At 42.0% G+C, this 20,930-nt stretch carries 23 protein-coding genes and 2 riboswitches; of the genes, 12 read left to right on the top strand and 11 right to left on the bottom strand.

Annotated features, from left to right (window positions below):
* Positions 1-3 precede the first annotated feature (3 nt).
* A complete protein-coding gene (locus R2B77_RS05255; RefSeq protein ID WP_203247469.1) occupies positions 4-771 on the bottom strand; it encodes a dimethylarginine dimethylaminohydrolase family protein in 768 nt (255 codons plus the stop codon).
* Positions 772-791: 20 nt separating this feature from the next.
* A complete protein-coding gene (locus R2B77_RS05250) occupies positions 792-1,664 on the bottom strand; it encodes a dimethylarginine dimethylaminohydrolase family protein (protein WP_203247468.1) in 873 nt (290 codons plus the stop codon).
* Positions 1,665-1,811: 147 nt separating this feature from the next.
* Between R2B77_RS05250 and R2B77_RS05245 the strand changes: the two genes are divergently transcribed.
* On the top strand, positions 1,812-2,552 hold the full coding sequence (locus tag R2B77_RS05245; protein ID WP_203247467.1) for an IclR family transcriptional regulator: 741 nt from the start codon (positions 1,812-1,814) through the stop codon (positions 2,550-2,552).
* Positions 2,553-2,604: 52 nt separating this feature from the next.
* Here R2B77_RS05245 and R2B77_RS05240 read toward each other — a convergent pair whose 3' ends face one another.
* On the bottom strand, positions 2,605-3,432 hold the full coding sequence (locus R2B77_RS05240; protein ID WP_203247466.1) for an undecaprenyl-diphosphate phosphatase: 828 nt from the start codon (positions 3,430-3,432) through the stop codon (positions 2,605-2,607).
* A gap of 540 nt (positions 3,433-3,972) precedes the next feature.
* Entirely contained in the window at positions 3,973-5,595 is a 1,623-nt protein-coding gene (locus R2B77_RS05235; protein ID WP_203247465.1) for a long-chain fatty acid--CoA ligase, read from the bottom strand.
* 287 nt (positions 5,596-5,882) lie between these two features.
* Here R2B77_RS05235 and R2B77_RS05230 point away from each other — a divergent pair, with 287 nt between their 5' ends.
* From R2B77_RS05230 to R2B77_RS05210, 5 genes are all read left to right on the top strand, one after another.
* Positions 5,883-6,233, top strand: a complete 351-nt coding sequence (locus tag R2B77_RS05230; RefSeq protein ID WP_203247464.1) for a lmo0954 family membrane protein — start codon at positions 5,883-5,885, stop codon at positions 6,231-6,233.
* Between the two features lie 16 nt (positions 6,234-6,249).
* A complete protein-coding gene (locus R2B77_RS05225) occupies positions 6,250-6,915 on the top strand; it encodes a PspA/IM30 family protein (RefSeq protein ID WP_203247463.1) in 666 nt (221 codons plus the stop codon).
* Between the two features lie 82 nt (positions 6,916-6,997).
* The gene (gene liaF / locus R2B77_RS05220; RefSeq protein ID WP_203247462.1) at positions 6,998-7,699 is read left to right on the top strand and encodes a cell wall-active antibiotics response protein LiaF; all 702 of its coding nucleotides are present in this window, start codon (positions 6,998-7,000) and stop codon (positions 7,697-7,699) included.
* Positions 7,696-8,742 carry a sensor histidine kinase gene (locus R2B77_RS05215; RefSeq protein WP_203247461.1) on the top strand — a complete coding sequence of 349 codons (1,047 nt, stop codon included), beginning with the start codon at positions 7,696-7,698 and terminating at the stop codon, positions 8,740-8,742. The genes liaF and R2B77_RS05215 overlap by 4 nt, the downstream gene beginning before the upstream one ends.
* Entirely contained in the window at positions 8,717-9,349 is a 633-nt protein-coding gene (locus R2B77_RS05210; protein WP_203247460.1) for a response regulator transcription factor, read from the top strand. Before R2B77_RS05215 ends, R2B77_RS05210 begins: the two co-directional genes overlap by 26 nt.
* Before the next feature lie 81 nt (positions 9,350-9,430).
* Here R2B77_RS05210 and R2B77_RS05205 read toward each other — a convergent pair whose 3' ends face one another.
* Complete coding sequence (locus R2B77_RS05205) at positions 9,431-9,754, bottom strand: hypothetical protein (RefSeq protein WP_203247459.1); 324 nt, start codon at positions 9,752-9,754, stop codon at positions 9,431-9,433.
* A gap of 154 nt (positions 9,755-9,908) precedes the next feature.
* Here R2B77_RS05205 and R2B77_RS05200 point away from each other — a divergent pair, with 154 nt between their 5' ends.
* Complete coding sequence (locus tag R2B77_RS05200; protein WP_203247458.1) at positions 9,909-10,559, top strand: CPBP family intramembrane glutamic endopeptidase; 651 nt, start codon at positions 9,909-9,911, stop codon at positions 10,557-10,559.
* A gap of 42 nt (positions 10,560-10,601) precedes the next feature.
* Here R2B77_RS05200 and R2B77_RS05195 read toward each other — a convergent pair whose 3' ends face one another.
* Genes R2B77_RS05195 through R2B77_RS05185 form a run of 3 tightly spaced genes read right to left on the bottom strand, consistent with a single transcriptional unit; the run spans position 10,602 to position 13,718 of the window.
* On the bottom strand, positions 10,602-12,872 hold the full coding sequence (locus R2B77_RS05195) for a sensor histidine kinase (protein WP_203247457.1): 2,271 nt from the start codon (positions 12,870-12,872) through the stop codon (positions 10,602-10,604).
* Positions 12,873-12,874: 2 nt separating this feature from the next.
* Positions 12,875-13,051, bottom strand: a complete 177-nt coding sequence (locus R2B77_RS05190) for a hypothetical protein (protein WP_203247456.1) — start codon at positions 13,049-13,051, stop codon at positions 12,875-12,877.
* Positions 13,029-13,718 (bottom strand): response regulator transcription factor, encoded by a 690-nt coding sequence (locus R2B77_RS05185; protein WP_203247455.1) that lies wholly within the window; start codon positions 13,716-13,718, stop codon positions 13,029-13,031. The genes R2B77_RS05190 and R2B77_RS05185 overlap by 23 nt, the downstream gene beginning before the upstream one ends.
* Positions 13,719-13,892: 174 nt before the next feature.
* On the opposite strand from R2B77_RS05185, the gene R2B77_RS05180 reads away from it, so the two are divergent.
* Genes R2B77_RS05180 through R2B77_RS05170 form a run of 3 tightly spaced genes read left to right on the top strand, consistent with a single transcriptional unit; the run spans position 13,893 to position 16,290 of the window.
* Positions 13,893-14,801 carry a hypothetical protein gene (locus R2B77_RS05180; protein WP_203247454.1) on the top strand — a complete coding sequence of 303 codons (909 nt, stop codon included), beginning with the start codon at positions 13,893-13,895 and terminating at the stop codon, positions 14,799-14,801.
* Positions 14,794-15,357: a hypothetical protein gene (locus R2B77_RS05175; protein WP_203247453.1), complete on the top strand. Its 564-nt coding sequence runs from the start codon at positions 14,794-14,796 to the stop codon at positions 15,355-15,357. The genes R2B77_RS05180 and R2B77_RS05175 overlap by 8 nt, the downstream gene beginning before the upstream one ends.
* 27 nt (positions 15,358-15,384) lie before the next feature.
* Complete coding sequence (locus tag R2B77_RS05170; protein ID WP_203247452.1) at positions 15,385-16,290, top strand: CPBP family intramembrane glutamic endopeptidase; 906 nt, start codon at positions 15,385-15,387, stop codon at positions 16,288-16,290.
* Here the strand turns inward: R2B77_RS05170 and R2B77_RS05165 are convergent, their stop codons facing one another.
* On the bottom strand, positions 16,291-17,169 hold the full coding sequence (locus R2B77_RS05165; RefSeq protein ID WP_203247451.1) for a DMT family transporter: 879 nt from the start codon (positions 17,167-17,169) through the stop codon (positions 16,291-16,293).
* Between the two features lie 114 nt (positions 17,170-17,283).
* A riboswitch (PreQ1 riboswitch) is annotated at positions 17,284-17,329 on the top strand.
* A 7-nt stretch (positions 17,330-17,336) separates the two neighbouring features.
* Here R2B77_RS05165 and R2B77_RS05160 point away from each other — a divergent pair.
* Positions 17,337-17,819: a QueT transporter family protein gene (locus R2B77_RS05160; RefSeq protein ID WP_203247450.1), complete on the top strand. Its 483-nt coding sequence runs from the start codon at positions 17,337-17,339 to the stop codon at positions 17,817-17,819.
* A gap of 39 nt (positions 17,820-17,858) precedes the next feature.
* Positions 17,859-18,089 (top strand): excisionase family DNA-binding protein, encoded by a 231-nt coding sequence (locus tag R2B77_RS05155; RefSeq protein ID WP_203247449.1) that lies wholly within the window; start codon positions 17,859-17,861, stop codon positions 18,087-18,089.
* 87 nt (positions 18,090-18,176) lie between these two features.
* Here the strand turns inward: R2B77_RS05155 and R2B77_RS05150 are convergent, their stop codons facing one another.
* Together R2B77_RS05150 and R2B77_RS05145 are read right to left on the bottom strand one after the other, a co-directional pair.
* Positions 18,177-19,163 (bottom strand): homoserine dehydrogenase, encoded by a 987-nt coding sequence (locus tag R2B77_RS05150; protein WP_203247448.1) that lies wholly within the window; start codon positions 19,161-19,163, stop codon positions 18,177-18,179.
* Positions 19,164-19,231: 68 nt separating this feature from the next.
* Positions 19,232-20,521: an O-acetylhomoserine aminocarboxypropyltransferase/cysteine synthase family protein gene (locus R2B77_RS05145; protein ID WP_203247447.1), complete on the bottom strand. Its 1,290-nt coding sequence runs from the start codon at positions 20,519-20,521 to the stop codon at positions 19,232-19,234.
* A 133-nt stretch (positions 20,522-20,654) separates the two neighbouring features.
* Positions 20,655-20,770: riboswitch (SAM riboswitch) on the bottom strand.
* Between the last annotated feature and the right edge of the window lie 160 nt (positions 20,771-20,930).

Below are 20,930 nucleotides of genomic sequence, written 5' to 3'. Positions count from 1 at the left end.
GTTTTAGAATCGTAATGACAAGCAGCTTAGTCCTCCGTCATGCTTTTGAACTTCAGACATGTCGAGTTCAATCGTTTGGTATCCCGCTTCATTAAACTTACGTTTTGTTGCCTCGTAGCCCGCTGGTAGAATGACATAATCATTGATGCGAATGCAGTTAGCCGAGTATTCGTCTTCCTTTCCAATCACAATCTTGTCATATCTTTCAAACGCTGGATGATCCACAAATTCGCCTGCTACAACCATCCGATTATCTCCGAGATAAGCAATTCCTGTTTTCAGGTGAAAAAACTCTTTCAATGGAATAATCGTTGCTTCAAAGCCTTCCTTTTCCAATAATTCCTTTAACTGAAGAGCCCCTTGCTCATTTGTTCGTTCAGAAATACCTATATAAAATCGATCCTCTGCTTGAAGAATATCACCGCCATCTAGTGTCCCAGGTGCTGTTATATAATAAAATTTGTTATAAAAGCTTTTCAATGCGCTTTCAATTTCTATGATTTCACCGTTACGCGAATCTGCCCCTGGATTTGTAATGACCGCAAAATTAGGGGTCAATACTGCCGCATCCTCCACAAATGTTGAATCTGGAAACTCTTCACTTGCTGGAAGATGTGTAACCGTTACGCCGCATTTCTTCAGTGCTTCTATATAGTTAGTGTGCTGTTCTAGCAACTTATCAAATACCGGTGTTCCTAAATCAGATGTCGTCAATCCATTCAAATAACTTTCCCCTGGTGTTTTTACGATGACATTTTTAAATAAACTCATTCCAATTCCACTCCTCAAGTTTAGTTCCTTACAACTGGACTCGTCAGACACGTTGGTCCGCCTGTTCCTTTAATGCTTATTTCTTCGCCTTTATACTCATATACTGTCGCCCCTACATCCAGAAGCTGCTGTTTCGTGGAAGCGTTTCCATCCACCATTACACAAACCCGAGGTGCCAGCGCCAATACGTTACAACCAAGCGTATGGTATTCATCCTCAGGTACTTCAATCAATTCAATCCCTCGTTCGATTAGCAACTGACGGAAAAATACCGGCATCAGACGAGAATGCACAACTGCCAAATCATGGTCCACCATGCTGATAAACGACATTAGATGGAGACATTCTGCTTCGCCCTGATCATGCGGTAGCTGAACCACAATGAATTCATCGACAAATGGTGCGGTCATTTCTTTCAATTGTCGAATAGCCTCATCATTTGTGCGGTAGCCGCGACCCACGACAATCGTTCGATCATCCAACCAGACAATATCACCGCCGTCTGATACTGCATCTCCCGTCAACTCTCCAATAATCGGAATTGCTTTTTCTTCCAGAAATTCTTTATAAACAGCTGCTTCTGGTTGCCTAAGCTTTTTACCCGACTTTAAAATAATCGCACCCGCCGGCGTAAATTTCACTGGATCATGCGCATATAACGAATCCATCCCCACTTCAGTAGATGCTGGTAAATAATCAATTTGTGGTACATGTTGTTCAAGAATTGCTATAAAATTTGCAAATTCACGAACAGCCTCTTCAAAGTTTGGTTCTTCAAGATAATTAAAGGTTTGCCATTGTTCTGCAAGATAATGTTGGTTGCGAAAAGCTTCCGTTGGATTTTTCACAATCACTCGTTCTAGGGAACTATACATTGATGAACAATACGTCATTTCACTTCACCCTTTTCCGTCTAGTGGAAAACGTTTCCGTTTATCGGAAAGTTTATATGTAAAATATATTCGATTCATGATATAATGTCAATGTATTTAGAATAATTAATTCTATATGGCGTATTTTTAAGATTGGCGGTGTTGTATATGCAATCGATTGACCGTGCCATGACCGTAGCAAGCGTCTTGGCAACACACGCAACGGACAATGGTCTATCCATTTCAGACCTTTCCAAACAATGTGAGCTACCCCTTAGCACTATGCACAGATTACTAAAAGCAATGATCAAACAAGGTATGGTCGAACAAGATGAGCGCAGCAAATGCTATCGTCTCGGTACCATTTGGTTGGAATATGGTTTAAAAGTGTATGATTCGATGGACTATGTGAATAAAATAAGACCTGAGCTCGAACGCTTAATGCGGGAAGTAGAAGAAAGTGTTTACCTCAGCAAGCCTACAGGGCTAGAAGCCATCATTATTGAGAGAATTGACAGCGAGAACAACCCTATTCGAATTTATGACCAGCTTGGTTTACGTATCCCTATGCATATCGGCGCAGCAAACAAAGCCATGCTCGCCCATATGTCTACTACTAAATCGAAATCGATATTGGAGAAACTTCTTCCTCTGGAACAATTGCCTGCAATTGACGAAACGTTAAAACAGATAAAAAAACAAGGTTACGCTGTGAGTCATGGGGAAAGAACAGAAGGTACCTCCTCTGTCGCAGTTGCCGTTTTGACCGGATTAGGAGAAGTTGTCGGAGCAGTAAGTATAGGATTTGTCAGCTTTAATCTGACAGAGGATCGAATGGAATTTCTCATTAAAAAAGTAATAGAAACAGGTAAAAGAATATCTGAAAAGCTTGGTTCTAACCAAAGCTAATTAATAAAAAAACGACTTCTGCACATTCACATGCGGAAGTCGTTTCAAGTTCTTATAAAAAGATAATGATCGCTAGTATGGCTGCCAAGACTAGTCTATAAATTGCGAATGGCATTAGCTTGACACGTGAAATGAGCTTTAAGAAGAAACGGATGGAAATCAGAGCGAAGATAAATGCGCTGATGAATCCCACGATGTAAAAAGATAGATCATCCATTGAAAGCTCTTCCCAGTTTTTCACCACTGATACGAGACTTGCGCCTGCCATAATCGGAACCGCCATAATGAATGTAAAATCGGCTGCCGTCTTATGATTCATCCCAAACAGCACACCACCTGAAATCGTCGCACCAGAACGGGAAAATCCTGGCCATAAAGATAGACATTGTACAAGACCGACTGTGAACGCCTGCTTGTATGTAATTTGGTCCAATGTGTTAACCCATGGCTTTTTCGGACCGAATTTATCAGCCACAATCATTAAAATAGACCCTGCAACTAGTGCAAAAATCACCGTTTCTACACCTGAAAGTTGTTCATCAATTAAGTCCTTCAGTGCAAAGCCAATAATAACTGCCGGTAGCATCCCAATAATGACATGCAGTAAATTGAAGCTCGAATTCATTTTTTGTCCGTCTATCTTATAAAGTCCTACCAAGCTGAATAGACGCTTCCAAAAGACGATAACAACAGCTAAAATTGAACCCAATTGAATAACAATCTTAAATGTGAAAGCCGAACGGTCTCCAAGAAAATCTTTTGTCTTCAGCCACATATCATCGACAATAATCAAATGCCCCGTTGAAGACACCGGTGCAAACTCCGTCATTCCTTCTACAAATCCAAGAATCAACGCCTTGATCAATTCAAATAATTCCATATGTTTTTACACTCTCTTTCCACGTGAATAACTAGTATTCCTCTAACTTTACTAAATACCTAATATAAGTGCAAACCGAACAGCGAAGGGTTCGGTTTGTATAATTTCTGCGCCCTTTGCAGAAATTATACAAGAATTTAAAAAGCACTCACCGACTAACAAAGGAGCGAAGGGTTCGGTTTGTATAATTTCTGTGCTCTTTGCAGAAATTATACAAGAATTTAAAAAGCACTCACCAGCTCACAAAGAATGGACGCTATTGAATAAGTAAATGTTTCCTTGTTTTCGATTACTTTACGCATTCCATTCCATTATTATGACTTTTTATCTCATTTTAAAATTGTGTATAACTTTTAAGAAAACCGAGTTACCCACAGTTCTTCGTGTATAACTTATAAAAATGTTTATAATTTCTGAATTTTCTACCCAAAACTGCTTTTTGATGTCATTAACTCCGTTTCTTCAAAAAAAGATATCCACACTATCCGCTTCATCTAAAAAAGACTCCAACCCATTATGGATTCAGAGTCCTTTTATCATTTACGCTTCTTGATAATGCTCGTTCAGTTTCGTACGCAAGGCAGCCTTTAGAAATTTCCCTACGGATGTTTTCGGAATTTCATCCAGGAAAACGATATCGTCCGGAACCCACCACTTCGCAAACTGCCCTTCTAAATAGCTTAGTAACTGCTGTTTCATTTCCTCATCCCCGGTTTGTCCTTCATGCAAGACTACGCAGGCAAGTGGGCGCTCCAACCATTTTTCATGCGGCACAGCAATAACTGCCGCCTCAAAAACAGAATCATGAGTCATTAGTGCATTTTCCAAGTCGACAGACGATATCCATTCACCACCACTCTTAATTAAATCTTTTGTGCGGTCAGTCAATTTCAGATAGCCGTTCTCCATCATCACCGCGATATCACCCGTATAGAGCCAACCATCTCGGAACGCTTCCTCCGTCCGTTCATCCTTATAATACTCACTCGCAATCCACGGTCCACGAATCGCCAATTCCCCCATCGTTTTTCCATCCCAAGGCGCATCGCCGTTTTCATTGATAATCCGGACTTCAAGACCAGGCATCGGCAAGCCTTGTAGTGCACGAATATCAATTTTCTCATCCATCGTCAAGTCCTCCATACCCGATGTATAAACGGACAGGCTGACGAGCGGAGTCGTTTCGGTCATGCCATAACCTACGATAAATGGAATACCTAGTTTTTCTTCAAATGCGCGAATCAAACCTTTTGGTGATGCTGAACCGCCACAGACAATAGCCCGGAGCGACGACAGGTCTCTCGGATTTTGCTCTTGCTCCTTTAGCACAGCGAGCCAAATTGTCGGCACACCAGCAGTGATTGTCACTTTTTCCTGTTCAATTAAATCCAACAGTAATTTTGGATTCATGCCGGGTCCTGGAAGAACTTGTGTTGTCCCAAAGAAAACAGCGGCGAACGGCATCCCCCATGCATTGACGTGAAACATCGGTACTACGGGCAAGATGACGTCCTGTTCCCTCAGCCCCATTGCATCCGCAAGTCCAAGTGCAAAACTATGAAGCACTAAACCACGATGCGTATAAATAACACCTTTTGGATTGCCCGTCGTCGCAGATGTGTAGCACATACCAGCAGGCGTATTTTCATCAAGATCATCAGGAAATACATAATCATCGGATGCAGCTTCAAGAAGTGCTTCATAAGAATGAACATTTTCTAATAATGTTTCTGGAATTTCCTTACTATCTCCCATGATGACATAATGTTTTACCGTTTTGAGGAATGGAGCTAGTTTTTCAAGATGCGGAAATAAGTTGTCATCTACTAGCAAAATTTCATCTTCCGCATGATTGATCACGTACGCAATATGTTCTGGCGACAAGCGAATATTAATCATATGAAGGATTGCCCCTGTACATGGAACACCAAAATAAGCTTCCAAGTGGCGATGATGATTCCAGGCGAATGAACCGACTTTCGTTCCATGCTGCATCCCAAGCTTTGTCAACGCGTCTGCAAGCTTGCGTGATCTTTTTGCGAAATCCCGATAAGGAATACGGTGAATGGTGTCTTCCCCCGTCCGCGAAATGATTAGCTTGTCCGGGAAAAATTGTTCTGCTCGTTTAACAAATGACGATAATAAAAGCGGTGTTTGCATCATAATAGACATCTCCCTTTTCATCGAATGATAATATCAGCATTGCAACTACCCTAATTATGAACGATACGCATGCTCGGCTCTATTTATGCCTTTAGTTCACTGAATAAAAAGATTTTTCTATATTAATAGAATACATGAAAGCGGTTACAACTTCCACAATGAAGATAAACCAATTTTCACTTAGACGATATCAGCCCCAAGTCTTAGATGAAAATCCGTTCCCCGCCCGTTTGGACAAACTGAAAATCGTTATAAGATTAATCTACAAACGAAAGGAGGAACTACAAATGAAAAAATTTGGTCTTGCAGTACTCGGTATCACAGCAGCAATTGTCGTCCTAGCAAATCTTGGATCACTACTTGCTCTTGCCCTTTCCGCATTAATCGCCTATGCGGGGTTCCACTACTATAGAAAGAGCGAGTCTACATTCAAAAAAATATTCTGGGGAGCTGTTCTACTAATCGGTTTATTCTCAGCTATTTCGAATGTACCTGCTTTCTTCGGCATCATCGCACTCATTGGTGTGCTGTATGTGTGGCGTAAATGGAAAGGCACAGAAAGTAACAGCATCATCACTAACGTCTCAGATGATCCCTTCGTAAACTTCGAACGTCAATGGAACGAAATCACAAAATAATGAGGAGGAATTCACTATGAACTCACTTTGGAACAGATTTAAATATTCAGTACAGGCTGATCTTCACACTTTATTCGACAAAAAGGAAAATAAAAACCCGATTGCAATGTTGAATCAATACATTCGCGAGGCAGAAAAACAAACAGAATCTATCGGAAAGTTACTTGAACGTCAAAGTAAATTGAAAATAGAACTTGAAAAAGAATTGGCAGAAGCAGAAAAAATGTCCGACAAACGTCGTAACCAGCTTGAACTCGCACAAGCTGCTGGTGAAGAAGACCTCGTTGCATTCGCTTCAGAGGAAATTGCAGCATACGACACACGCTCTGCTGAATTGGCGGAAAGCGTGACAGAAACAGCTTATGAATTAAATTCGTTAGAGCGTAAATTTGAGGAAATGAAACATAAAGTGAAAGACATGAAGGTAAGGCAGCTTCAATTGATGGGCAAAGAGAATGTCACGCGTGCACACCACCGTATGGACCAAGTCATCTCCCCCGAAAATGCGGATAGCCGTGTAGCATCCGTTGGAGAGATGAAAAAGTATATCGAGAATCTTGGCGGTAAAATCGAGCAGGAATACGAAACATCATCCATGGAACGCCGTTTGGAATCACTTGAGAAAGTAAATACTGCCCCCATTCTTGAAAAAGAATCGGCAAAAGAAGAACAAATTGTGTAAAATAGAAACAATGAGGAGGAAGGTACCTACCTTCCTTTTTTTCTAATAGTTATGTCTGACATCAAGAAGGGAGAATCTCAATATGCAACGTGTAGATACAAATAAAATCACATTTTGGGCACTCGCCTTCCTACTGCTCATTTTTTTCGAAGCAGTCATATTCCATAATGGCAATATCGTGTTCGTCCTTCTTGGTGCCGGACTTCTTTATTATGGTTCACGTAAACGCTCGAAGTGGATGTTTCTGCTTGGCTTTTTCTTTATCGCCATGGCACTTTTCACGTTATGGAGCTTACGCCTTCTTATTTTTGCAGCGATTGTTTATATACTTGTTCGGTTATGGAAAGGCGTACCATCCGAAGAAATTATGCGCCCCCTCAAGGAATTCCAAAAAGAAACACCGAATGCTATCTGGAAAAATAAACTATTTTCTATCCAATCCTCTCCTTTTTCATCTTATGAATGGCAGGATATTCACATCCAAGGGATGTTCGGGGATCTTCACATCGATGTAACGGATACCGTGTTACCAAAAGGAACTTCTTTAATTTCTGTCAGACAAGGAATTGGAAAAATTAAAATTGACCTACCGTATGAAATTCCAGTACGTATCCATTACACAACACTGTTCGGCGATGTCCGATTATTCGATACCCACCGAAAGCGGCTCATTAATGAGTCCCTTCATATGAAAGACAGTTATGAAGGGAAACAGAAGGATAGTGCAGAGCTCATCATTACGCTTTCTACATGGGCTGGAGATGTCGAGGTGACACGAAAATGAAGGCAGTTATAGGACGCGGGTTATTTCTATCATTCCTTTTTACTAGTATTGCCGCAGTTTATATCTACTTTCTTCTCGATTTACCGTTAGATGAAAGTTGGTTTGCCTTTTACGAATTACAATTTGCCGACGTACCACTCGGTTGGTGGATTTTAAACACTACACTTTTGCTCGGCTGGGGAATCGCCATTTGGACGAATTCTCTAGGACGCTCAAAAGAGAGAGCCCTTGAGCAAAGATTATCTGGTTTGATTGACTCGGAACGGGATGATTTTCCCAAAGAAAAGTTCACACCACGTATGGATCGAGCCATCGATACAGTATCGACGGTTATTCAAACACAGCGCAAAAGTTTGCAACGTATTACTGACGAGCGTGCTGAAGCACAAGATCAACTGATTCAAGAACGCATTGTGCAAGAACGGCAGCGACTTGCACGTGAACTGCATGATTCCGTGTCGCAGCAGCTTTTTGCAGCCTCGATGCTGTTATCCTCGATTACGGAAAGTAATGACAATATGGAAACGCAAAAACCATTGCTACAGGTTGAGCGCATGGTGCAGCAAGCGCAACTTGAAATGCGGGCATTGTTGCTGCATTTACGCCCTGCCGCATTAAATAATAAATCACTCGCCGAAGGGCTTGAAGAATTATTAGTAGAATTACGGGAGAAGGTTCTGTTCGATATTCGATTTCGCTTAGAAGAAGTGACATTGTCCAAAGGCGCGGAGGATCATTTATTTCGCATAGCACAGGAGACATTATCCAATACATTACGTCACGCGCAAGCAACAGAAGTGGACGTCTTATTTGTCGAACGTGATGGACTCGCTATTTTCCGGGTGCAGGATAACGGGGTAGGATTTAAAGACAGTGATGGCAAAGGCGGTTCGTACGGCCTGCAGAACGTCAAAGAACGCGCGATTGAAATAGGCGGAACGTGCAAAATCGTTTCTATTCCATCGCAAGGAACGATTGTCGAAGTGAAGTTGCCTGCGCGGAAGGGAGAGGAAGTAAATGATCAAGATCTTATTAGTGGATGACCATGAAATGGTACGGATTGGCGTATCAGCTTACTTGCAGGTACAGCCTGACATGGAAGTAGTTGGTGAGGCAGTAAATGGACGCGAAGCTGTCGGGAAAGCACTGGAGCTACGACCTGATATCATTTTAATGGATATGGTCATGCCGGAAATGAACGGTGCCGAAGCAACTGCTGCCATTATTAAAGAATGGCCGGAAGCAAAAATCGTCATTGTCACAAGCTTTTTAGATGATGACAAAGTCTATCCTGCGCTCGAAGCAGGCGCGATTAGTTACATATTAAAGACTTCTAATGCGAAACGCATTGCAGAGGCAATCCGAGAAACCTTAAAAGGTCAAACAGTGTTGGAGCCTGAGGTCACAACTAAAATGATGAAAAAAATGCGCGCAGGCAATGAACGAAAGTTGCACGATGAGTTAACAGAACGCGAACTTGAGATTTTGCTACTGTTGGCGCAAGGGAAGACCAATCAAGATATTGCAGATGAGCTATTTATTGCGCTGAAAACAGTGAAAACACATGTCAGTAATTTGCTAGCTAAACTTGAAGTGCAAGATCGGACGCAAGCTGTGATTTATGCGTTTAAGCACGAGTTAGTGGAGTAAAATAAAAGAGAATACGGTGCCTGCGCGCCACTCACTCTAAAATAAAAGCAACCGCTCCGCGATGGGATGGTTGCTTATACTTTATGGTTTGGCAGGGACATTATTCGTTTTCTCTCCATTCCACTTATCATGCGACTCTTGGTTAAATTCACGATCGTACTCTTCTTTATCCCCGAAAGGGAAGCGCTCACCTGACTTCGGTTTGTTATAGCCACTGTCTATCTTGTTCGCGGCAAAAGCAGACGGCTCGTTTTCTCCTGTTTTTTTCTGTTCATTTCTCCTAAATACCTCGGTTACGTTTGAATCGGATGGGTCTGCAAGTGGTAACTCATCTGACTTACCCACTCCAGCCACTTTTGGTTCAAAATCTTCCTTGTTCGGATACTTTCCATCTGATTTTGTCATCATACACTCCTCCTTCTCTCTATATATTCGCTAAGTAAAGTCAATTCCCCTCTTACTCTATTCCTTTAAATGGATTAGTTTAAACCTATTTTTCAAAAATTATCGAAACCATTTTTACCCTATATCGTCCTATTCTAAACTTGGGGGTGATTTTTTGAACAAACTCATCGGCTTTGCGCTACCAGTTATCAGCATTACCATGCTGATTTGGATTGAACAAGGACTAGAAATTGAATACATGTGGAAAACGGTAGCGAAGGTGATTTTTTTCTTAATCATCCCACTTATTTTATTCAAAAAAGTTGGATTTCCCTTTCTAAAACTACGCCAAACTGATAAAAAAAGTATGAACATCGCAATTGGTTCGGGGCTAACCATTACAGGAATTATCATTGGAGCATTCGTCATTTTATTGCCATTCATCGATATCGACGCACTTCTTATTGACCTTGCAGATGCTGGTATCACACCAACAGTATTCCCGTTCGTCGCTCTTTATATCCTGTTTGGCAATTCATTATTGGAGGAGTTTTTCTTTCGTGGCTTGTTACCGAATTTTTTCGTAAAATCTCATCTCCGTCTTTTTTTGCCGTCCTTCTTTTTTGCTATTTACCATATCGCAATTTTCCTGCCTTGGTTTAGTCCTGCACTTCTCGTACTTGCCGTTACAGGACTTTGGATTGGCGGAATTATTTTTCAGCTAGCCAATGAACGAAGTCGAACGATTTTACCTTCATGGACCATTCACATGTTTGCCGATGTCGGTGTTTTGCTCATCGGGGTATATATACTTTACTTCTATTAAAAAAGCTGTACGCACTTGCGCACAGCTTTCTTTTTTTATTCATCAAGCCGGTACGGTGACGGTCACTTTAAATAAATCCCCATCGACTTCGATTGTCATATTGCCATTATGCAGATCGACGATGGATTGTGCGATGGCAAGGCCAAGTCCTGAACCGTCTGTATGACGTGATGTGTCCGCTCGTTTGAAACGTTCAAACAACTCATCCGTATTCTCACCGAGCTCATACTTTGTTATATTCTTCACAACGACCTCAGCACGATCTTCTACTTTTCGAAGCGTAATATACACGCGTGTGCCTGGTAATGTGTACTTAATGGCATTGACGATTAAGTTATCGAGCACGCGCCACCAGCGTTTGCCATCTACATAAGCCACAAGCGCCGAATCAGGCATGCTGACCCTGAAATCTAATCCTGTTTTCGAAATTTCTTCTGCATGCTCTGCAAGTGCTTGTTGCAACAATTGTGCCAGATCCACACGCTGTCTTTGTAACTCCAGGTTACCACTTGCCATTTTCGATACTTCAAATAAATCCTCGATCAAAGTCTTCAAACGCTGTGACTTCTTATCCAACACATCAACATATTTTGTACGCTCTTCCGCTGTAATGTCTTCATTTTTCAATAAATCCGTATACGTAATAATTGATGTCAGCGGTGTTCGTAAATCGTGACTGACATTTGTAATCAATTCCGTTTTCAAGCGCTCACTTTTGGCTTGCTCGCTCATCGAATTGCGGACACCTTCACGCAGATTATTCAAATTCTTGGCATGCTCTGCCAGCGGGGATTTTCCCTCAATCTCAATTTCCTTGTGTAACCGACCATCCGCCATCGCTTCTGTCGCCGCCATAATACGATTCAAATACGCTGCTCTTCTCACAAAAATGTAGATGAAAGGAAATCCGACAAACAAAGCAAGTGGAGCATAAATGATAATTAACGGTGGATACATCGCAACACCAAACAATCCTATTCCCGCCAAGAAAAAGCCAATCAGCAAGACGAACATTTGCATACCGATCTTCCTATTTAAAAACATGCCTTGCAAAGCGAATAAGAATCTCATACTGTAACTCTCTTTACTATCCTTTTCCAACGCTCCCTCAACCTTTAAACGTTCAACGAATAGGACCAGTTGAAATACTGTTGCCCACAAGATACACATCAAGATAACTAGCTGTATTCCTAGAATGACTCCACTTTCTAGTCTATATTGAGAAAAGAATCCTGAATAGCGGCCTACAACTTCTCCTACTAAAATCCAGACAACACTGGCTGAAAACAATAGCAACGCTGCTTTCAGGTCAATCTTTTGCTGTTGATAACGTTCTACAAAACGACTTGTCGTGACCCATTCTTTGTTGAAACGTATGACCGTCAACAAAGCCCCTAATGCAAGCGCACCAAGCGTCCAAATAATATATAAACTTAGCTGTTTTCGGCTATGTCGTTCTACATTTATACCTAGCGAGCCTTTCTTCAATGCACTTTGTGGCACAACTACAGTTCCCTCAAACTTCTTCATCGTTTGTGGCTGACTAGGCTCCAAAGCAGCGCCTTGTGCATGCTCTGTAGATACCTCTTCAGTCACAGTGGCAACTGTATCTCTAAACGCCGACACTCCACTTTCATAGTCCTCAGGCTGATACCTGTCATAATGAAAGTCATTGGTCTGACCTGGCGCTGCTCGGAAATAACCTTCCTCTGCACTGAAAGTCTCTATATAGCCCGTCGTTACATTGATATCTCCCGAAGTAAACGTTTCCCCTGTCTGACTATCCGTTAATTCATAAACAACAGGAAAATAAAGATTTTCCTTAGCACCTTGGATGCGACGCTGTAACTCTTCTTCTAGCTGTTGTTCTTTATTCACACGAATTTTCGCCTCTACATGCGCATCCGATTCAAAATTTTTCCGAATGTCGTCAATTTTCGTATCGCGCTCTTCTATCAATGTTGCTTTCAGCTTGTCACTTTTCCCTGCTTCTGCATCAGCAATTCGTTGTGTATATTGCTCTTCAATATTGCCAATCTGCTCAGAAAGCGTTCCATAATAATTTCGGTGCTCTTCGATTTCAGATTTTGTAACAGTAATCCGCTTTTTCTCCGCCTCTATGTCAATCGGATTCAAAACAGCTTTAGTAAGATTTTCATAAAAATTATTCATTTCCCATTGGAATTCATTTGATTCTACATAACTTTTTCCAATATAGCGCAAGTTACCACCTGTAAATGATAGCAATGCCATTAAAAACACAGTTACTAATGAAGTCCATATAATTATTTGCATACTATAATTCTTTTTCACCGTTACACACTCCCCTTTATCAACCGCGTAAGATAAGCGATTGCTCGACCCGAACGTTCCACACCATTCCCCACCATGTCGATGATGTAGGAAAAGCAATAGCCAATACTAACAGCCGCAATCACCAGTGCAATTATCGACCAAACAATGGTATAATCACTTTTCGATTTTGTAGCCAATGCCCCACACCACCTTTACGTATCTTGGATTTTTCGGGTCTGCTTCGATTTTCTCACGAATTTTACGAATATGGACTGCGACGATATTTTCCGCATTGTACGCTTCCTCATTCCAAACACGCTCATAAATTTCATTAATAGAAAAGACACGACCGACATTTTTCATGAGTAATTCTGTAATTTTGAATTCGATCGGTGTTAGTTTCACCGGGTTACCATCGAGCGTGATTTCCTTCGCTTCTTCATCCAACACAAGCCCATCAACTTCGATGTTTTTTTGCCCCTCATATGTACCGAGCTGAACATAACGCCGTAATTGCGATTTGACCCGCGCCATTAACTCCATTGGGTGAAACGGCTTCGTCACATAATCGTCCGCACCGACAGACAAACCATGAATCTTATCAGAGTCCTCCGCCTTGGCGCTCAGCATAATAATCGGGATATTGCGCGCCTCCCGAATTTTGAATGTCGCCGTAATACCATCCATATTCGGCATCATAATATCAAGAATGAGTAGATGGACTTCATTCGCCTCTAATAATGCGAGTGCTTCCTGTCCATCTGCCGCCTTTAATACGTCATAGCCTTCATTTTTTAAATAAATTTCAATACCATCACGGATATCCTGATCGTCATCCGCCACAAGTACTTTGAACTTCGCCATCATCCGCACCTCACTTTTCCTAACTCTATGATACCAATTGTAACGACCAAATCTTAACATTCACCCATTGTAATTATGAAGAAATTCTTAAGATGGATTGTAAACCCAAATAATCGAGGTAGAGGAACTATTATCCATTTGTTATACTTGAACGAATGAAAGGGGGAATAGTTCATGAAAGGACGTTTTTTCTGGGTGGCGCTCAGTTTGATTGGCGTAAGTTGGATTGTAAATTCTATGTACGCCTATTCAAAGCAGCTAGATGAGCCTATTTTCTTGGATCACTATATCGACATGACCTATCAGGATAATTTATATGTAACGTTTTTCTATCTGACCAATAGAAATGATACATCTATTATAAGCTCCATGAACGCCGGTGATCTTAGAGCCTATCCAGAACAGTCTTATGGCTTTTTTAATGAAACTAATCAAATTTATAATCACCAGGACTTCGGTCGTTACGTGTTACGAAGTGTCAATGTAGAGTTCTACAACCCTTATGGAGATCGACTAGATTATTCTGCAACGGAAATGGATGTTGTGTTTTCAGATGGTAGAGTCGTCACCGCTCCTATCGGCCATATCATGACTCACCCATCAACTGGGGATACAAGACCTCTTGAACACACAAGTAGTGGAAGCAGTAGCGATAACACCGGACAAAACTACTATCGCGCACTTGAACCACTGACAATCGAAGCCGTTGAATACTCATTCCAAGAGGACTTACAGGACGATTTCCTCATTAAACTGAATACACCGAAAGGTCAATTGAAATCAAAAGCATCGGAAGCAGCATTTCCTGATCAAATGAATAGTCAGTGGAACGATATACCTGGACTCGACTTAGAGAATGTTTCATTCCCCATTCTTTTACAAGAGCATGATAGACTCAGTATCCACAGAAAATCTCCTACAAATTCGAGGAAGGTTTTGAATGTAAGTATTTATATAAAAGGCACAACCGAATCAGGCAAAGACTTCACTACAACATCTGGCATTATCACACAACCTTATTTAGATAAACAGGACGTCAAAGCTATTATCGAGTCAAAAACAAAGGGGGATACTGATGAATAAAGCATTGCAGTATCTATTCTGGGGATATCTTTTCATCTTTTTCCGCATTCAAATTGGGATTGATTGGTTTGCTGATCCTCTTGGCTATTTGCTGATTGCATCAGGATGTTTGCTCATCATCAAACAATATCCACAGGCTAAAAACGCAAGAATTGTGGCGCTGATTGGCGCAGTCATTACGATTCCAGCTGTTTTTGTTGATCTCTCAGCACCTCATCTTGGCATGTGGGAATTCTATTCCGTATCGTTATTTTTCCTCAAATTAATTGTCGCCTATTTTTTATTTGACGTTCTAAAAATCATTGTCGCGGACTATGGTAATCAAAAGCTCATACAGCGAACGAAAAGTGTCTATACGTTTTATATCACTATTCACTTAGCTTCGCTTTTTCTCATGTCTTTCTCCATGAACATGCCCGAATATCCTTGGGTTACTTTTGTCGTCGCCCTTGCCGTAGGTCGCTTGATTATGGATATCGCATTTCTTCTACTACTGGGGGCTATTCGGCGTGGGGAACCGCGTCAAACACCCCATACTCATGACTACTCAATGTGAAACCATTCTTTAATTTGGAGGGATGGAATGTTTAAAAACCAATCGGGTCAAGTGAGAGCTGGCTGGCTCATTGCACTGGCTTTTGCTGCTATGCTAATTGTTCAACAGCTATTTGCACTTCCCGGTATTATTCTATTGTTTGTCACCGAAGCACCTTTTCATGGGGCATCTGGTTATTCCGACATACTCACTGCCCTTGATGGACATCCATGGATTTACCTCTTGATGCAAGGCGGTGGTACGGCTGGCGGCATCCTCATCACGTTCCTGTTATGGCGTTTTATAAATAAAGGAACTATGAAACAACTAGGCTTCAGAGGCTCATTGAATGACTTATGGTTTGGACTTTTTTTCGGGGCCATTTCAATTACTTTGATTTTTATTGTCTTGACGGCGACTGTTAATGTAAAGCTTATCAATCCATTATCCAGTCCGCAGTTTTCAGTGTCTACAATCACTTTTCTACTTCTATTTATTCTTGTAGGTGTCTTCGAAGAGATGTTCTTTAGGGGCTATGTCATGTCTACAATGGCAGCCCGAGGGAATAAAAAGTGGGTGATTTATGTAGCATCCGCTGTGATTTTCAGCGTCGCACATGGTGCAAATCCAAATGTGAGTATCATAGGACTAGTCAATATCGCATTGGTAGGGATTTTATTTGCCTATATGTTTGACGCTACAAAGAGTCTCTGGCTACCCATCGGCTATCATATTACATGGAATTACTTTCAGGGGAATGTCTTTGGATTCGCGGTAAGCGGCACGACACCAAATGGCATCTATGTCGTAGAAATTGCTGAAGGACGTGATTGGTTGACAGGTGGCACGTTTGGTCTAGAAGGCGGAATCCTATCGACCGTGCTCATCCTTGCAGGTTTTATCGCCACAAGACTGTATGCAATATCGCAATATCACAAACAGACAGAGAGCTAATCATGCTCCCTGTCTGTTATTTTTTCTCCCACCCAATGTTAAAACAAGTATGCCTCCAAGCAACAACGCAACGCCCATCCACGACGTCACATTTAAATGCTCACCAACCACAAGCACACTTAACACAGCGGCTGTCAATGGTTCTGCTAATGATAGCGTAACTGCCGATGACGATGGAATTCGTTTCAATCCCGCGGAGAACAGAATGTACGCAATACTTGTCGTGGCAATTCCTAGATATAACACGACTGAAATACCACGACCTGTCAGTAAACCTTCCGTTTCGAAAATAAACAAAAACGGCAGCAACATTATTGCGCTCATCGAAAAGATAACTGCTACTGCGGGTACAGCATCTACCTTAGCGAGTACGTCTTTATTGACGAGCGTATAGAATGCAAACAACAGCCCTGCCCCTAATGACATTGCGACGCCAAGCGGATTGACGACGATGCCATCTTTATTTAAAAAGAGTAGTCCACAGCCGATAATGGCAAGTGCTGTTGCCAGCAGCCATACTCTTGTTGGGCGACGCTTTACTACTAACCATTCAATAATGCCAGAAAAAACGGGCGCGCTACCGATGGTGACGACTGTACCGATCGCCACGCCGGTAAGTCGGACGGATGAAAAGAATAAATACTGGAAAATTGCCATCGAAATAGCTGCGTATATTGTCGATTTCCACGGCCAATTTCGGAAATTGATTTTACGCAGGACAAGTAAAATGATGAGCAATACAAATCCGCCAACTGCTAGTCTCGACGCCCCCACTGCTAACGGATGAATCGTTTGTGGCATAAACGTCTGTGCGGTGCCTGTTGTCCCCCAAAGGATTGCTCCGAACAGGACAACCAAATATGAAATACGCTGTGACATCCGAATCCCCCTTCTCTTTATATTAGAAGATACCATACAAACTAATTTTTCCAACACTTTAATTTCACTTGACATAACTAGCATAAGTATCCTAAACTACTTACTTGTGCATAGCACCACGTGGTTCATCAACCATCCCACGTAAAAAAACTAGGAGGAATTGAATAATGAAGGTTAAAACGTTGGCAACAAGCGGAATAATTGCTGCTCTATATGTTGCCGTCACTTTGCTAGTGGCACCATTCGGATTTACAAATGTGCAATTCCGCATATCAGAGATGTTCAACCATCTCGTTGTCTTTAATAAGAAGTTCATCTTTGCTATTGTACTTGGTGTTTTTGTAGCGAATTTATTTTCACCACTTGGATTATACGACCTATTTTTCGGAGTAGCTCAATCGCTCATCGCGCTGACGATTACGATTTTCTCTGCGAAATTTATTGGCGGGATCGTGAAACGTATGTTATTCAATACCGCGGTGTTCACATTTTTAATGTGTATTATTGCATTTGAATTGAATCTTGCTTTAGAATTACCATTTCTATTTACTTGGTTAACCGTAGCAGTAGGTGAATTTGTCGTTATGATTGTCGGGATTCCGATTATACTTGCGTTGAATAAACGACTAAACTTCGAGAAGCTTATCTAAACTTTATTCAGTAGGGATTTTTAAGTGGGAGATGACCTAATGTATATTACCATTGAAGAAGCTGCCGAACACTTGGGAATGCCCATTGGACAAGTTCAAAAGTATGTATTAGAAGGTCGCATTCGCTCCGTCCATGACGGCGAACAATTTTTGATTAATAAATCCCAATTTACTCTTTATTTTGAACAGCTTGAAGTACTAAAACAACAAATCGACGACTGGCGTAATGAACCACTACCTCCAGATCGTGATATAAAAGATGAAGATTGAAAAATGAATCGTGGCAGCATTTCTATAAGCACTTACAAAATAAACGAACCGTCAAAGGCTAATCCCCTTCGACGGTTCGTTTTATTTTCAACTTGTGACGACTACTGCTTGACGTTTCCCTATAATCTGCAAAAAGTCGCCAACCATTGCGCTGCCGGTTGGATACATACCCGCGCCAGGACCAATAAGTGTCAACGAACCGAGATGGTCTGTGTCTACAATAATTGCATTGTCTACCCCATCAACGCTGTACAACGGGTGATCCGCACCGATAAGTACAGGACCAACACTGCCGGACAACATTCCACTGTCATCTACTATAATGTCAGCAACATGGCGATAGCGGAGATTCCCCGCTGCCGCATCCTTCACACCTTCAATCGTTACCTCGTCGATGCCAACAATCGGAACATCTTGCCAATCTGGCTGGCTGCCGAATGCCAAGCCGCTTAAAATCATCAGTTTGCGGAACGCATCTTTACCACCGATATCATCCGTTGGATCTGCTTCCGCATAGCCTAGCGCTTGCGCTTCTTTCAATGCTACTTCGAATGATACTTCCTCCTCACGCATTTTCGTGAGGATAAAATTCGATGTACCATTCAAAATTCCGCGAATACGCCGTACACGATCTGCTGGCAACAAGCTCGTAATCGTCCGGATAATTGGAACGCCACCTGCTGTTGTCGCCTCATATCGCGCTTGAACGTCACGAGATTCCGCGTGTCTGGCAAGTTCCTGACCACGCTTTGCAAACATCGTTTTATTGGCCGTAATGACATGAATGCCCTTGTCAATTGCTTCTGTTAAATAGCGGAATGCCGGTTCTTCACCAACAATTGCTTCAAATATGACATCAATAGCGGGATTCGACAAAATCTCTTGGACATCATCTGTGAACTTTGTTTCTGGTGTTGCCAATCGTTCTTTCGACGTATCACGTACGAGAATAGACACGATGTCAATCGTATGACCCGTTTCTTGCTGAATGTCTTCTTTTCTTTCATTCAAAATCCTATAAATTCCTTCGCCTACAGTGCCAAAACCGAGTATAGCGACTTTGATTGACGACATACCGCCACCTCCATGAATTGCTTACTAATCAGCGGGAGGGTAAAAATCCTGCTAGATAGAAGTTAAGGTCATGCTGTTACTGGTACTGCCTTCTCAATGGCCTGTGCAAGGTCTGCGATAATATCTTCTACCGCTTCCAGTCCAACTGATAGGCGAATCAATTCTTCTTTGACGCCTGCTTTTTCAAGCCCCTCTGCCGATAGCTGCTGATGCGTTGTTGAAGCCGGGTGAATAATGAGTGATTTCGCATCCCCAACGTTGGCAACATGCGACCAAATGTTAACATTATCTATCAAATTACGACCCGCTTCACGCCCACCCTTAATACCGAAGACGATAATCGATCCAAAGCCGTTTTTCAAATATTTTTTCGCATTGGCAGCCGATGGATGGTCTTCCTGACCCGTGTACGTTACCCACTCCACTGACGGATGCTGTTTCAAATAATCTGCCACTTTAAGCGCATTGGCATTATGCTTTTCCACACGTAAATGCAATGTTTCAAGCCCTTGTAGGAAAGCAAATGCATTGTCTGGGCTCAAGCATGGACCGAAGTCACGCAGTGCTTGAACACGAAGTTTCGTAGCAAATGCTGCACCTGCCGCGTCAATACCATAACGGATTCCATGATACGTTTCATCTGGCTCCGTAAAGCCAGGGAATCGTCCTTGTGTCCAGTCAAATTTACCAGCATCGATTGCCACACCACCGATAGATGTCCCGTGTCCACCAATCCATTTCGTTGCAGAATGAATGACAACGTCTGCGCCAAAGTCGATAGGATTCGAGCCATACGGTGATGGGAATGTATTATCGATGAGTAGTGGAAGCCCATTGTCGTGTGCGATGTTTGCAACTGCTTCAATATCGAGCACATGAAGGCTTGGGTTACCAATTGTTTCAGCGAAAATCGCCTTTGTTTTATCTGTAATGGCTGCACGGAAGTTTTCAGGGTCCGTCGCATCCACAAACTTCACGTTGATGCCGTAGCGTGGAAGTGATACCGCGAATAAATTATAAGTACCTCCGTACAAATTACTTGCTGCTACGATTTCATCTCCAGCACCTGCGATATTTAAAATCGAAAACGCAATAGCTGCCATTCCTGAAGATAGAGCAACTGCTGCCGCTCCACCTTCTAATAAAGCAACGCGCTTTTCAAAAACATCGACCGTTGGATTCATAATACGAGAATAAATATTGCCGGCTTCCTTCAAAGCAAATAAATTTTGTGCATGCTCCGTGTCACGGAATACGAAAGAGGTTGTTCTGTGAATCGGCACCGCGCGTGATCCTGTTACCGGATCCGGCTCTTGGCCACCATGTAGAAGAAGTGTTTCGGGTTGAAGTTTTGTCATTGTCATTACCTCCAGAAGTTTTTTAGATGGATATTTTTTGGATAAGTGCGGAGGCGTCGGGGATAAATCAGGAATAAAAAATAACCCCCTTCGCTTAACGCTAAGAAGAGGGTTACGCTTTCGCTTATTCCTCCTCTTATCTTTCAGACCGCTTACACGAATCTGTAGGAAGTAGCACCTGTGCAAGTTAGTCACTTGCCGGTTGCCGGGCATCGCAGGGCCTAGTCCCTCCGCCGCTCTTGATAAGAGTTTGATTGATTTAGTTTTCCATCTTGTGAAGTAGTATAGGCGAATTCTCAATACAATGTCAAGTGTTTATTGAAAAATTTTTCTGAAACTTGTATTTACTCTATAATGTTATCATTATAGATGTTGACATAAAGAGTCTTCCCAACAAAGCTTGGGGATT

It is taken from the genome of Sporosarcina beigongshangi (assembly GCF_033485195.1).
GTDB lineage: Bacteria > Bacillota > Bacilli > Bacillales_A > Planococcaceae > Sporosarcina > Sporosarcina beigongshangi.
The sequence above is the reverse complement of the archived record's forward strand: the minus strand, read 5'-3'. Positions and strand labels throughout refer to the sequence as shown.

Excerpts from the sequence above, each read along its gene's own strand:
- R2B77_RS05230 (WP_203247464.1), top strand. The coding sequence starts at position 5,883 with ATGAAAAAATTTGGTCTTGCAGTACTCGGTATCACAGCAGCAATTGTC.
- R2B77_RS05255 (WP_203247469.1), bottom strand. The coding sequence starts at position 771 with ATGAGTTTATTTAAAAATGTCATCGTAAAAACACCAGGGGAAAGTTAT.
- R2B77_RS05150 (WP_203247448.1), bottom strand. The coding sequence starts at position 19,163 with ATGTCGTCAATCAAAGTCGCTATACTCGGTTTTGGCACTGTAGGCGAA.
- R2B77_RS05160 (WP_203247450.1), top strand. The coding sequence starts at position 17,337 with ATGAAGGTTAAAACGTTGGCAACAAGCGGAATAATTGCTGCTCTATAT.
- R2B77_RS05145 (WP_203247447.1), bottom strand. The coding sequence starts at position 20,521 with ATGACAAAACTTCAACCCGAAACACTTCTTCTACATGGTGGCCAAGAG.
- R2B77_RS05170 (WP_203247452.1), top strand. The coding sequence starts at position 15,385 with ATGTTTAAAAACCAATCGGGTCAAGTGAGAGCTGGCTGGCTCATTGCA.
- R2B77_RS05235 (WP_203247465.1), bottom strand. The coding sequence starts at position 5,595 with ATGATGCAAACACCGCTTTTATTATCGTCATTTGTTAAACGAGCAGAA.
- R2B77_RS05225 (WP_203247463.1), top strand. The coding sequence starts at position 6,250 with ATGAACTCACTTTGGAACAGATTTAAATATTCAGTACAGGCTGATCTT.
- R2B77_RS05175 (WP_203247453.1), top strand. The coding sequence starts at position 14,794 with ATGAATAAAGCATTGCAGTATCTATTCTGGGGATATCTTTTCATCTTT.
- R2B77_RS05185 (WP_203247455.1), bottom strand. The coding sequence starts at position 13,718 with ATGGCGAAGTTCAAAGTACTTGTGGCGGATGACGATCAGGATATCCGT.
- R2B77_RS05215 (WP_203247461.1), top strand. The coding sequence starts at position 7,696 with ATGAAGGCAGTTATAGGACGCGGGTTATTTCTATCATTCCTTTTTACT.
- R2B77_RS05250 (WP_203247468.1), bottom strand. The coding sequence starts at position 1,664 with ATGACGTATTGTTCATCAATGTATAGTTCCCTAGAACGAGTGATTGTG.
- R2B77_RS05165 (WP_203247451.1), bottom strand. The coding sequence starts at position 17,169 with ATGTCACAGCGTATTTCATATTTGGTTGTCCTGTTCGGAGCAATCCTT.
- R2B77_RS05245 (WP_203247467.1), top strand. The coding sequence starts at position 1,812 with ATGCAATCGATTGACCGTGCCATGACCGTAGCAAGCGTCTTGGCAACA.
- R2B77_RS05205 (WP_203247459.1), bottom strand. The coding sequence starts at position 9,754 with ATGACAAAATCAGATGGAAAGTATCCGAACAAGGAAGATTTTGAACCA.
- R2B77_RS05210 (WP_203247460.1), top strand. The coding sequence starts at position 8,717 with ATGATCAAGATCTTATTAGTGGATGACCATGAAATGGTACGGATTGGC.
- R2B77_RS05155 (WP_203247449.1), top strand. The coding sequence starts at position 17,859 with ATGTATATTACCATTGAAGAAGCTGCCGAACACTTGGGAATGCCCATT.
- R2B77_RS05180 (WP_203247454.1), top strand. The coding sequence starts at position 13,893 with ATGAAAGGACGTTTTTTCTGGGTGGCGCTCAGTTTGATTGGCGTAAGT.
- R2B77_RS05240 (WP_203247466.1), bottom strand. The coding sequence starts at position 3,432 with ATGGAATTATTTGAATTGATCAAGGCGTTGATTCTTGGATTTGTAGAA.
- liaF (WP_203247462.1), top strand. The coding sequence starts at position 6,998 with ATGCAACGTGTAGATACAAATAAAATCACATTTTGGGCACTCGCCTTC.